Below are 12255 nucleotides of genomic sequence, written 5' to 3'. Positions count from 1 at the left end.
CGGGGTTTACTCGGGCGGTGGGGGTTTACGCAGGCAGCAGGGGGTGCCCCGGTGCGCGGGAGGGTGGGCACCGGGGGGTGGGCGATGGCGCGGCCGATGCGAACGGGCGCTGTGTCAGTTGGCGGTTTCGGGGAACCAGAGGGAGATCTCGCGCTTGGCGGACTCGGGCGAGTCGGAGCCGTGGACGAGGTTGAACTGGGTTTCCAGGGCGTAGTCGCCGCGGATGCTGCCGGGGACGGCCTTCTCGACCGGGTCGGTGCCGCCCGCGACCTGGCGGAAGGCGGTGATGGCGCGCGGACCCTCGAGGATCGCCGCGACCACGGGGCCGGAGGTGATGAACTCGATCAGGGAACCGAAGAACGGCTTCTCCTTGTGCTCGGCGTAGTGCTCGCCCGCCAGCTCCTCGGAGACGTTCACAAGCTTCAGCGCGGCGATCTTCAGACCCTTGCGCTCGATACGGGTGATGATCTCACCGATCAGGCCACGGGCCACGCCGTCCGGCTTGATGAGAACCAACGTCTGCTCAGTCACGGCGCACAGCGTAACCGGGGAGCGCGCGAACTCCCGAATCCGGCGACGTCAGCCCTGATGCTCGGTGCGCTGGCTCGGGAGCAGGCCCATCTCCATGCGCTTCTTCACATCCGCGCGCAGCACCAGGATGAACACCCACACCGCGGCGAAGACGATGCCGATGATGCCGATGGACAGGTGGATGAACGTGCCCGCCATCACGAAGACCTGCAAGCCCAGATTGAACGGGATGGCCCAGGGCCGCCGCTGCAAGCCGGAGCCGACGACCATCACCGCGGCCAGGATCACGAGGTAGGCGGTGGACCACCACTCCAGCCCGCCGCCGACCGCCGCCACCACCGGCAGCGCCAGCAGCACGGTGATGGCCTCCAGGATCAGCGATCCGGCCATCACCCCCCGGAAGCCCTTCCACGGATCGGTGGCGGGCGCGGGCACCGGATCGGCGGATGGGCTCGCGCCGGGCTCGTCGCCGCCGGACCGGGGCTCGTCATGATCACGCACGCTGCCGCCTCCTAGCATGACCATTCACGCGGGGTCCTTTCCGAACAGTGAGCGGGCCGCCCCGGCGGTGACGACCGAACCGGTGACGACGATGCCCGCCCCCGAGACCATATCCTCGCCCTCTTCGGCGAGGGCGATGGCGGTTTCGATGGCATCGGCCAGCTCGTGGGCGACCGCGACGCGTTCGTCACCGAAGCGCTGCACGGCCAGGTTGGCCAGATCGTCGACGGGCAGGGCGCGCGGCGAACCGTTCTGGGTGACCACGACGGTGTCGAAGATCGGCTCCAGGGCGTCGAGGATGCCACCGGCGTCCTTGTCCCCCAGGACCGCGATCACGCCGACCAGTTTGCGGAAATCGAATTCCTCGGTCAGGGTCGCCGCCAAGGCCCGCGCCCCCGCCGGATTGTGCGCGGCGTCGATGAAGATGGTCGGCGCGCTGCGCATGCGCTCCATCCGCCCCGGACTCGCGGCCGCCGCGAATCCCGCACGGACGGCATCGATATCGAGCTGCTTCTGCGCGCCCGCGCCGAAGAACGCCTCGACGGCGGCCAGTGCCAGCACGGCATTGCGGGCCTGATGCTCACCGTGCAGCGGCAGGAAGATCTCGTCGTACACCCCGCCCAGACCCTGGAGTTCCAGCATCTGCCCGCCGATGGCCACCGCCCGCGACAGCACCCGGAACTCCGAGCCCTCGCGTGCCACGGCGGCGTCGACCTCCACGGCCCGGCGCAGCAGCACCTCCATGACCTCGGGCTCCTGCTGTGCGATGACGGCCACGGTGTCGCGCGGCACCAGTTCGTCGTCGGGAGCCTTCTTGATGATCCCGGCCTTCTCCCCCGCGATGGAGGTGAGGTCCGGACCCAGATACTCGGTGTGGTCCAACCCGATCGGGGTGATCACAGCGACCTGTCCGTCGACCACATTGGTGGCGTCCCAGCGTCCGCCCATCCCGGTCTCGACCACGGCCACGTCCACGGGCGCCTCGGCGAAGGCCGCGTAGGCCATGCCGGTGAGCACCTCGAACTTGCTCATGGCCGGACCGCCCGCCGCCGTGGACCGCGCGTCGATCATCTCGACGTAGGGCTGGATCTCCCGGAAGGTCTCGACATAGCGCCCGGGGGTGATGGGCGCATTGTCGATGGCGATGCGCTCGGTGGCCAGTTGCAGGTGCGGGCTGGTGATCCGCCCGGTACGCCGGTGCAGGGCGGTGAGCAGGGCGTCGATCAAGCGGGTGACCGACGTCTTGCCGTTGGTCCCGGCGATGTGGATGGCCGGGTAGCCCTGCTGCGGCGAACCCAGCAGATCCATGAGCGTCGAGATGCGCGCGAGCGACGGCTCGATCTTGGTTTCCGGCCAGCGCTGGTCCAGTTCGGCTTCGACCAAGGCCATTTCGGCGAGGTCGACCGGGGAGGTGCCGCCCGTCAACGGCTCCTCCGCGTACCGACGCTCCGGCTCGTCGTTCACTGGCGCTCCGCCAGCTTCGCGATCTCCGCCAGCCGCGCGCCGATGCGCTCGACCTCGGAGGCGGCCAGTTCCCGACGCCCCCGGATCTTGGCGACCACATCCTCGGGCGCCTTGGCGAGGAAGCCCTCGTTGCCGAGTTTGGCGGTGGTGCCCGCCAGTTCCTTCTGGGCGGCGGCGAGGTCCTTCTCCAGGCGGCGGCGTTCGGCGTCGAGGTCGACGGTGCCGGAGGTGTCGATCTCCACGGTCACGGTGGCATCGGTGAGGCGCACCTCGAGTGCGGCGGTGGCGGCGAAATCCTCGCCCGCCTCGGTGAGCCGGGCGAGCGCGGCGATCTCGGCGAGCTGCCCGGTGAGGTCGGCGGCCTCGATGCCGATGAGCTTCGCGGCCACCTTCTGCTTGTCGGTGAGCCCCTGATCGCTGCGGAAGCGGCGGATCTCGGTGATGAGGCGCTGGGCGTCGGCGATGCGGCGATCCGACACCGCGTCGGCGGGCACGCCGGAGGTCTCGGGCCACCGCGCGATCACCAGGGATTCACCGTCGGTGAGCGCCCGCCACAGCGCCTCGGTGACGAACGGAATCGCCGGATGCAGCAGGCGCAGCACCGAATCCAGCACATTGCCGAGCACGACGCGGGTGCTGGCGGCGCGCTCCTCGGACGCGGCGAACTGCACCTTGGCCAGCTCCAGGTACCAGTCGCACAGCTCGTCCCAGGCGAAGTGGTACAGCCCTTCGAGGGCCTTGCTGAACTCGTAGCGGTCCAGCGCCGTATCGGTCTGGGCGCGAACGGCTTCGAGCCGGTCCAGGATCCAGCGGTCGGCGTCGGTGAGGGTGTCGCGGGCGGGCAGCTCGCCCGGTGCCGCGCCGTTCATGAGCGCGAACTTGGTGGCATTGAACAGCTTGGTGACGAAGCTGCGCGAGGCCATCACGTGCGATGTGCCGATGGACAGGTCGCTGCCGGGCTGTGCGCCGCGGGCGAGGGTGAAGCGGGTCGCGTCCGCGCCGTATTCGCTGATCCAGTCCAGCGGGTCGATGCCGTTGCCGCGCGACTTGGACATCTTCTTGCCGTGTTCGTCGCGAATCAGGCCGTGCAGGAACACATCCTGGAACGGCACCTGCTTCTGCGCGCCCTTGCCCGCCGTGAGCGCCGGATCGTCGGAGACGAACATGCCGAACATCATCATCCGGGCCACCCAGAAGAACAGGATGTCGTAACCGGTGACGAGAACGCTGGTGGGATAGAACTTTCCGAGTTCCGGGGTGGCGTCGGGCCAGCCCATGGTGGAGAACGGCCACAGGCCCGAGGAGAACCAGGTGTCGAGCACATCGGGGTCCTGCACGTAGCCCTCGGGGGCCTGCTCGTCGGGGCCGACGCACACGATCTCGCCCTCGGGGCCGTACCAGATCGGAATGCGGTGCCCCCACCACAGCTGCCGCGAGATGCACCAGTCGTGCATATTGTCGACCCATTCGAACCAGCGCGGCTCCTGGCTGGCGGGGTGGATCTTCACGTCGCCCGCGCGCACGGCGTCACCGGCGGCCTTGGCGAGGGATTCCACCTTGACCCACCACTGCATGGACAGCCGCGGTTCGATGGGTTCGCCGGAGCGCTCGGAGTGGCCGACGCTGTGCACGTACGGGAACTTGCGGGCGACCACGCGGCCCTCGGCCTCCAGGCGCTCGCGGATCTTGCGCCGGGCCTCGAAGCGGTCCATGCCGTCGAATTCGGTTCCGCTTCCGGCGATCTTGCCGGTCTCGTCCATGATGGTCGGCATGGGCAGGTTGTGGCGCAGACCCAGCTCGAAGTCGTTGGGGTCGTGCGCGGGGGTGATCTTCACCGCACCGGAGCCGAATTCGGGATCGACGTAGTCGTCGGCCACGATCGGGATCTGACGGCCGGTGATCGGGTGGTACAGCGTGGTGCCGACCAGCGCCGCGTACCGCTCGTCGTCCGGGTGCACCGCCACCGCGGTGTCGCCGAGCATGGTCTCGACGCGGGTGGTGGCCACGATCACGTGCGGCTCGTCGTCGTTCAGCGAGCCGTAGCGCAGCGAGACGAGCTCGCCCTCCACGTCCTTGTAGTCGACCTCGAGGTCGGAGATGCCGGTCTTCAGCACCGGCGACCAGTTGACCAGCCGTTCGGCGCGGTAGATGAGGCCGGCGTCGTAGAGCCGCTTGAAGATGGTCTGCACGGCGCGGGACAGGCCCTCGTCCATGGTGAAGCGGTCGCGGCTCCAGTCCACGCCGTCGCCGAGGCGGCGCATCTGGCCCTGGATCTGGCCGCCCGATTCGCGCTTCCAGTCCCAGACCTTGTCGACGAACAGCTCGCGGCCGAAGTCCTCCTTGGTCTTCCCGTCCGCCGCGAGCTGCTTCTCCACCACGCTCTGGGTGGCGATGCCCGCGTGGTCCATGCCCGGCAGCCACAGCACCTCGTAGCCCTGCATGCGCTTGCGGCGGGTGAGGGTATCCATGAGGGTGTGGTCGAGGGCGTGGCCCATGTGCAGGGAGCCGGTGACATTGGGGGGCGGCAGAACGATCGAGTACGGCGGCTTGTCGCTGCTCGCGTCGGCGGTGAAGTAACCAGCGGCTACCCAGCGCTCGTACAGCTCGGCCTCCACTTCGCCGGGGTTCCAGCTCTTGGGGAGGGCATCGGCACGATTACGCGAGTTCTCAGAGGCTGTGCTGGTCACCGTGCGATTCTAAAGAAGGACCTCGAGATAGCCGAAGAGCGGGGCTTTCGGCGGATGAGGGACACCGAAAGCCCCGCCCTCGTCAGCAAGACTACCGGCGAATCGAGCCGCTCTCCCGAATCCATAAGCAATTCTCAGGTTTTGACCGAATCGCCCAGGCTAGGCCAACTTTCGTTGCATCCACGTTGCATCCGGGGCGGATTTCCCGGCTCACCGGACAGCACAGTCCTCCTCCACCAGATCGGTGTTGACGGCGATGGCCACGGCCGCGGCGGCACCGGCGGCGGAGATCACCTGGAGGCGGGGATCGGCCACATTGCCCGCCGCGAACACCCCGGGCACGCTGGTCCGGCCGTTGGCGTCGGCGCGGACGTAACCACTGTCGGTCAGCTCACAGCCCAGGGCGTCCAGCACGGTGTTGTCCGGAATCATGTCGGCCACCACGAACAGCGCCGCGCGGGCCACGGAGGTGCCGTCCGCGAGTTCCACCGCGCGCAGCGCGTCGTCGGTGACGGTGATACCCGACACCTTGCCGTCCACGATGCGCACCCCGCGCGCCGTGATACGGGCGCGGTCGGCGTCGAAGAGCTCGAAGGTGTGCGGGAAGAACACCAGGTCCCGTGACCACTGCGGCAGTGCGAGCGCCAGGTGCACCGAGCGCGAGGCGGGCCCGGACTCCGCGGAGCCGAGCAGCCCGATCGGCTGATCGGCCACCTCGTGGCCGTGGCAATACGGACAGTGCAGGACATCCCTGCCCCACCGTTCCCGCAGACCGGGCAGCGGCGGCAGCTCATCGCGCAGACCGGACGCCACCAGCAGCCGGCGGGCACGCAGGGTGCGACCGCTCGCCAGCCGCACCTCGAATCCGGGAGCTGGGGCACGATCAGCATCGCCACCGGCTCCGTCCGCCGTCCCGGTGCGCGTGGCCGCGACCACGCGGTCGTCGATGAGTTCGCCGCCGTATCCGGCCACCTCGGCACGGCCGGCGGTGAGCAGTTCCAGGGGGTTCATGCCGTCACGGGAGAGGTAGCCGTGCATGTGGGCGGCGGGGGCGTTGCGGGGTGCGCCCGCGTCGATCACGGCCACCCGGCGGCGCGATCGGGCGAGGAGCAGGGCAGCGGACAGGCCCGCCGCGCCGCCGCCGATGACCAGCACGTCGTAATTTGTTTCGCTCATGCTTCCACTGTGCTGCCATACGGCGAGAACGGCAAACTATTTTGCCGATTCCGGGACGCCACCGGACGGTAGCCAGTGTGTCACCCCCGGCGCGTCGCCCGAAGTGCCTGCCTCCCAGGAGATCCGGTGCCGGAACTCAGGGTTTTCCCGGTTGCCGAACGGGGAACGAGCACGGATTCTGGGAGGGGTGAACCCCCCGCTCGAATCCGGTCCGCTACACCTCTCCCCCGATCCGCGCAGCATGGCCCCGTTCGAGGTGCACGACCTACGCGGCCATCCGATTCGCGAATTGCGTTACCCCGCAACGGCGGCCGTCATCGTCACGGGGGTTCCGGGCGCGGGCAAGAGCACCGCGCTACGCAGACTGTTCGGCTGCTCCAGCGATGCCGTCCGCCCCGCCGCCGGACCGGACGGCACGGTACTGCTGGACTCCCAGCACGCCCGCAACTGGTGGCAGCAATATCTGGGTGCCGTCCCCTACCCGCTGTGGCTGCCGATCGTGCACGTCACGCACTATCTTCGGATTCGCGCCGCACTGCACCGGGCGGACGGTCCGGTGGTCATTCACGACTGCGGCACCCGGCAGTGGGTGCGCCACCTGGTGGCGCTCTGGGCCCGCGCCGCGGGGCGGCAGGTGCACATGATCATGATCGACGCCCCCGCGGAACAGGCTCTGGCGGGGCAGGTCTCGCGCGGTCGCGAGGTGAGCGGCCTGAGCTTCCGCATGCACTGCGCGAAGTGGCGACGACTGGTGGACGCCGTCGCCGCCGGAACGAAACCGCGACCCGAGCCCGCCTCGGTGGTGATCCTCGATCGCCGGACGGTGACCGAACTGCGTGAGGTCTCCTTCGCCGCCTGACCCGACCGCCGCCCGACCCGATCGATCACTTCGTCGAGTGCCCCCGGCAAGTCCGGGGGCACTCTGCTGTCCGGCGACCATATCTATCATTCTCTCTACGATCGTTCTATAGTCGTTAGTATCTACTTGGATCGTCAACGGGAGGCGTGGTGAGCAGGACACGGCGGGCCGTCATCGCATTCGGCTGCGTGCTGACGCTGATCGCGGCGGCGGGTGCGTGGATCGTTTACCGGCACGACTTCGCCTTCCGCGAGGAGCGGGTGACCATTCCCGGCGCGGCACATCCGCTCCAGGCCACCCTGGCGCTGCCCGAACACGGCGAAACGCCGTATGGTCTGGTCGTTTTCGTCCACGGCGACGGCCCCGCCACCGCCGATCGAGACGGCTTCTACCGCCCCATCTGGGAGTCCTTCGCCCGCGCGGGCTATGCGTCGCTGTCCTGGAACAAGCCGGGAGTCGATGGCGCGCCGGGCAATTGGCTGGAGCAGAGCATGCACGACCGGGCGGTCGAGACCGAGGCGGCGCTCACCTGGGCTCGGCAGCGCGGTGACCTCGATCCGCTGCGGACCGGACTGTGGGGCATCAGCCAGGCCGGGTGGGTGCTGCCCGAGGTGGCCGTCCGGCACCCCGAGCTGCGCTTCGTCATCGCGGTGGGGGTCGCGATCGACTGGCTGCGGCAGGGCGCCTACAACCTCGACGCCGAACTGCGCTACCGCGGCGCGTCCGACGACGAGATCGCGCGGGCGCACCGGCGACGCGACGAGATACGGCGACTGTTGCGCGAGAACGCCTCCCACGAGCGGTATGTGGCCTCCGGCGTCGACGAGTCGCCGATGTCGGCCGACCGATGGCGCTTCGTCGTCGAGAACTACCGGTCGGACGCCGCCCCGACGCTGCCGCTGATCCGGGTACCCGTGCTGCTCGTGCTGGGCATGGAGGACCTGAACGTCGACGTCGCCGAAACCGAACGCGTCTATCGCGAATCGCTGCCGCCCCAGCGGCTGACCGTCCGGAAGTATCCGGACGCCTCGCACAGCATCGCCGTCGCGAAGCTGGACCACGAGCAGGGGATCCGCGCCTTCCTGGTGGCCGTTTTCGCGCCGCGCGCCCTGTACGCGCCCGGCTATCTCGAGGATCTGCGACGCTATGTGTCGCAGGCGGAATAGGAGTTCCCATGCGAGTTCTGGCCCTCGGCGGCCCCGGTGCCATGGGCGCCGCCGCCGTACACACCGCGGTCACCCTGCCCGATATCGACGAGATCGTCATCGCCGATCGCGATCTCGCCGCCGCCCGGCGGCTGGCGAACCGTCTCGCCCACGCGCCCATGTCGATACGGGCGATCGAGGTGGACGTCACCGACGACGAACGGCTGCGGCGCGCCCTGTCCGCTGCCGACGTGGTGCTCAATACCGTTGGCCCGTACTACCGTTTCGGACCCGCCGTATTGCGCGCGGCCATTGCCACCGGCACCCACTATCTCGACATCTGCGATGACTGGGAGCCGACGGAGCGCCTGCTCGAACTCGATCACGAGGCCCGCGACCAGGGGGTGTGCGCGATCATCGGCATGGGTGCGAGCCCGGGAATGAGCAATCTGCTCGCCGCCGTCGCCGCCACCGAGCTGGAGACCGTGCGGGATGTGTACACCGCGTGGCCGGTGGACATGGATGCCGAGGACAAGGATCTGCTGCTGCCCCCGGGCGGCAGCCCGGCGGCGGCCGCCGTGCACTGGATGCAGCAGAGCAGCGGCACGATCCGGGTGGTCGAGGCCGGACGGCTCACCGATCGGCGACCGCTCGCCGCCACCGCCCTGCGGCTGCCCGGCGGACGGCGCGGCACCGCCTACACCGTCGGCCATCCGGAGCCGATCACCCTGCGGCACAGTCTGAACGCCAGCGGTGACGCGGCCACGCTCATGGTCGTCACGCCGTGGACGCTCGCCTATCTCGAGGTGCTGCGCCGTGATATCGACGGCGGCAGACTCACCAACGACACCGCCGCGCTCGCCTTGGCCGAGCCCACACTGTCGCGGCTGCTGCGGTCGGTGCCGATCGCCCTGCGCACCAAGGGACCCGGCACCTTGCCGTCGTTCTTCGCCGCCGTCACCGGGCGCGCGCACGGACGCGAGCGGACGGTGCTGGCCTATCTGAACACGTCACCGCCCCCGACGGATCCGGCGCGCGGGCTGCTCGGTGATATGGCGCGCGCCACGGGAATCCCCTTGGCGCTGGGCATGTCCCAGCTCGTCGATGGTTCCGCGCTGCGCCCCGGCGTGCATCCGCCGGAGACCATCATCGACCCGGTGCGCTTCTTCGCCGACCTGGACCGGGTGCTGGACCGCGACTCGGACGCACCGCTGTACCGGGTCGAATGCGAGGCCGGATAGCGCACCCCGATCACTCGACCACGACTCGGAAACACCGCGGTGCCGGGTCGAACACGAGAACGGAAAGCCCACCGCGATCAACGATCGGAACCGCGCCGACCGTAGGATGGCCGAGCACATCGCCAGCGTGTAGGTGCGCACCGCCAGGATGGCAGAGCGCACCGCCGGAATGGGAAAGCGCATCGCCGGAATCGGCGAGCGCACGCGACAGGACCGAGCGCCGCACCGATCAGGAGGTGACCCAGTGGCCGCTCCGCACGAACCGGATGTCTCCACGCGCACGCTCGTCGAGAGCATGATCCGCGCGGACGCGACCATCGACGCCGGGGAGCTGTACGACGTCGCCAATGCCCTCGGCATGACCGACCAGCAGGTCCGGCTCTGTATCAAACGGCTGGCCGCCGACGGGAAGTTCGTCCAGGAGGGGCGCGGGCGCAAGGCGGTGCTGCACGCCACCGCGACCACCCGCGCCGCTATCGAACCCGATCTGGAGTTCATCCGCTTCATGTACGCGCAGGACCGCGGGCAGGTGTCCTGGGACGGGGTATGGCATCTGGCCGCGTTCGCCGTTCCGGAGTCGGCCCGCCACGCCCGCGATGCCATGCGGGACACCATCGTGGGACTGGGTGGCGCGCCGATCCAGGGCGGGCTGTACGTCTCGGCCAACCCGTGGGAGGACCGCCTGCACGCCGCCGCGGACGGCCTCGGGGTCACCGGCAACATCACGACCGCGACCAGTACGGATCTGCGGGTGGGCGGCGTGCACGAGCCGCGCGCACTCGCCGCCCGGCTGTGGCCGTTGGACCGCATCGCCGACGGCCATCGCCGTCTGCTCGCCGCCGCCGAGGGGTTCCTGGCCGAGTTGCGCACCGCCGCGCACACCCGGCGGCTCACCATCGCCGTGACCCTGGCCGCGGAGTTCACCCGCGCGGTGGAGCCCGATCCGCTGCTGCCCCCGCAGTTGCTGCCGCAGCCGTGGATCGGCACGGCCGCCCGCGCCAGCACGGCCGCGTGCTGGGCGGAACTGCTGAAAGCCGAACCAGCGCAGGAGATTCGCCTGTTCCGCTGGTACTCGGAGGTGGTCGGCGAGGTCGCGGCGACGGCACCGCGGCGCTGACGTCGCGGACCCGCCACCGCATCGCCGCCTCCGCGGTGTCAGCTGCTGCTCGGTCTCCGTCCGTGGCTACGGCTACGGCTACGGCTACGGCTACGGAACCAGGATCGCCTGCGCGCCGGGCCGGGCGCGGAAGGTGGCCGGCAGCATGCCCGCGGGTTCCCCATCGGCTGTCGCGGGGGCACCCGGAGCGGTCAGGGTGATGGTGGCGGCGCGGTACTGGCTGACCGCCGGATGGTCGATGCGCTTGCCCGAAGACAGGGCCGGGAGCATCCGCAGCATCTGGAGCCGCGACATGGCCCCCACCACGGTGAGGTCGAGCAGTCCGTCGTCGAGCACGGCGTCGGGGCAGATCAGCATGCCGCCGCCGTAGGTCTTGGTATTGCCGACCGCGACCATGATGGCGTCGGTGTCGATGACCGCGGTCCCGTCCGGATGGTCGGGGGAGCCACTCAACTCGATGCGGTACGGCACCGCGAGCCCGTGGAACAGCTCGATCAGCGCCGCCACCGTGTAGCGGGCCGGTCCGTTGGGCCAGCGCAGGTCGTTGGCGCGCAGGGTGACCCGCGCGTCCAGTCCGGTACCGGTGACCGTGGCGAACCAGAACGGCCCGGACTCGCCCGCGGTGGCCGCGGTGGCCGCGGTGTCGACGGTGCCCAGATCGACGTCACGGGTCTTCCCTGCCAGCACCACGTCCACGGCGGCATCGGTGTCGTCGGGGATCTCGAGCTGCCGTGCGAGGTCGTTGCCGGTGCCGCCGGGCACCAGGCCCAGCGGTATCCCGGTCCCCGCGAGCGCTTGCAGCACAACGCAGGTCAGGCCGTCGCCGCCCGCGCTCACCACTACGTCGGGACGGTGATCCGGATCGTCGAGGGCGGCACGGACCAGCCGGGTGGTGTCTGCGGCGGAGTCACCGCACAGTTCCCGCACCCGCACGCCGTGGGTGGTGAAGCGGGCAACGGCGGCGGCTCCGACCTCCAGGCCGCGGCCGTGCCCGGACATCGGATTGGTCACCAGGGCGACCGAGTGGATCTCTTTCACGGAATCAGCTTCCCAGGGTTGAGGATTCCGGACGGGTCAACGGCCTGTTTCACCGCGCGCAGCACCCGCACGCCGAGGTCGCCGATCTCGTCGGTCATCCAGGGGCGGTGGTCCGCACCCACGGCGTGATGGTGGGTGATGGTGCCCCCGGCGGCCACGATGGCGTCCCCGGCGGCCCGCTTGGCCGCCGCCCACTGGGCGAGCGGGTCGTCGGCCTGTTTGGCGATGACGGTGAAGTACAGCGAGGCCCCGGTCGGGTAGGTGTGCGAAATATGGCACATGACCAGGGCCGGGGTGCCCTGCGCGGTGAGCGAATCGGTCAGCGCGGCGGTGACCTTCGCCTTGAGTTCGGCGAGGTTGGACCAGCTGGTGGCGGTCTCCAGGGTCTCGCAGAGGATGCCGACATCGAGCAGGGCGTCGCGCAGGTAGGGGGCCGAGAAGCGGCCGTGCTCCCATTCGGCGGCGGGCCGCTCCCCGAGCGCGGTGCCACCGGCGG

At 69.8% G+C, this 12255-nt stretch carries 11 protein-coding genes; 4 read left to right on the top strand and 7 right to left on the bottom strand.

All coding sequences use genetic code 11. The features are described 5' to 3' along the window. Positions 1-114: 114 nt before the first annotated feature. From ndk to QK444_RS21785, 5 genes are all read right to left on the bottom strand, one after another. Positions 115-531, bottom strand: coding sequence for a nucleoside-diphosphate kinase (ndk, locus tag QK444_RS21805; RefSeq protein WP_282783133.1), 417 nt, complete (start codon positions 529-531; stop codon positions 115-117). A gap of 48 nt (positions 532-579) precedes the next feature. Next, on the bottom strand, positions 580-921 hold the full coding sequence (locus QK444_RS21800; protein WP_282783140.1) for a DUF4233 domain-containing protein: 342 nt from the start codon (positions 919-921) through the stop codon (positions 580-582). 135 nt (positions 922-1056) lie between these two features. Beyond that, positions 1057-2421, bottom strand: coding sequence for a folylpolyglutamate synthase/dihydrofolate synthase family protein (locus QK444_RS21795; protein WP_282783138.1), 1365 nt, complete (start codon positions 2419-2421; stop codon positions 1057-1059). Between the two features lie 71 nt (positions 2422-2492). Continuing rightward, positions 2493-5183, bottom strand: a complete 2691-nt coding sequence (locus QK444_RS21790; protein WP_282783132.1) for a valine--tRNA ligase — start codon at positions 5181-5183, stop codon at positions 2493-2495. 210 nt (positions 5184-5393) lie between these two features. Next, complete coding sequence (locus tag QK444_RS21785) at positions 5394-6359, bottom strand: NAD(P)/FAD-dependent oxidoreductase (RefSeq protein WP_282783129.1); 966 nt, start codon at positions 6357-6359, stop codon at positions 5394-5396. Between the two features lie 187 nt (positions 6360-6546). On the opposite strand from QK444_RS21785, the gene QK444_RS21780 reads away from it, so the two are divergent. The 4 genes from QK444_RS21780 (at position 6547) to QK444_RS21765 (ending at position 10721) form a co-directional block, all read left to right on the top strand. Then, on the top strand, positions 6547-7218 hold the full coding sequence (locus QK444_RS21780) for an AAA family ATPase (RefSeq protein ID WP_282783126.1): 672 nt from the start codon (positions 6547-6549) through the stop codon (positions 7216-7218). Positions 7219-7367: 149 nt separating this feature from the next. Then, complete coding sequence (locus tag QK444_RS21775; RefSeq protein ID WP_282783124.1) at positions 7368-8384, top strand: CocE/NonD family hydrolase; 1017 nt, start codon at positions 7368-7370, stop codon at positions 8382-8384. Positions 8385-8392: 8 nt separating this feature from the next. Then, positions 8393-9604 carry a saccharopine dehydrogenase NADP-binding domain-containing protein gene (locus tag QK444_RS21770; protein ID WP_282783122.1) on the top strand — a complete coding sequence of 404 codons (1212 nt, stop codon included), beginning with the start codon at positions 8393-8395 and terminating at the stop codon, positions 9602-9604. A 295-nt stretch (positions 9605-9899) separates the two neighbouring features. Continuing rightward, complete coding sequence (locus QK444_RS21765) at positions 9900-10721, top strand: PaaX family transcriptional regulator C-terminal domain-containing protein (RefSeq protein WP_282783135.1); 822 nt, start codon at positions 9900-9902, stop codon at positions 10719-10721. Between the two features lie 90 nt (positions 10722-10811). Here the strand turns inward: QK444_RS21765 and QK444_RS21760 are convergent, their stop codons facing one another. Next, entirely contained in the window at positions 10812-11759 is a 948-nt protein-coding gene (locus QK444_RS21760; protein WP_282783120.1) for a YegS/Rv2252/BmrU family lipid kinase, read from the bottom strand. After that, on the bottom strand, positions 11756-12255 hold a 500-nt coding region (locus QK444_RS21755; protein ID WP_282783118.1), incomplete at its 5' end, for an FAD-linked oxidase C-terminal domain-containing protein. The genes QK444_RS21760 and QK444_RS21755, both read right to left, overlap by 4 nt.

Origin of the sequence: Nocardia sp. CC201C (assembly GCF_030010695.1) — a bacterium.
GTDB classification, from domain to species: domain Bacteria; phylum Actinomycetota; class Actinomycetes; order Mycobacteriales; family Mycobacteriaceae; genus Nocardia; species Nocardia otitidiscaviarum.
Note: the sequence above shows the minus strand (reverse complement) of the source record. Positions and strands in the feature narration are given on the sequence as shown.

Bases quoted from the DNA above. Each gene is read 5' to 3' on its own strand.
- QK444_RS21800 (WP_282783140.1), bottom strand. From the start codon at position 921: ATGGCCGGATCGCTGATCCTGGAGGCCATCACCGTGCTGCTGGCGCTG.
- QK444_RS21795 (WP_282783138.1), bottom strand. From the start codon at position 2,421: ATGGCCTTGGTCGAAGCCGAACTGGACCAGCGCTGGCCGGAAACCAAG.
- QK444_RS21785 (WP_282783129.1), bottom strand. From the start codon at position 6,359: ATGAGCGAAACAAATTACGACGTGCTGGTCATCGGCGGCGGCGCGGCG.
- QK444_RS21770 (WP_282783122.1), top strand. From the start codon at position 8,393: ATGCGAGTTCTGGCCCTCGGCGGCCCCGGTGCCATGGGCGCCGCCGCC.
- QK444_RS21765 (WP_282783135.1), top strand. From the start codon at position 9,900: ATGATCCGCGCGGACGCGACCATCGACGCCGGGGAGCTGTACGACGTC.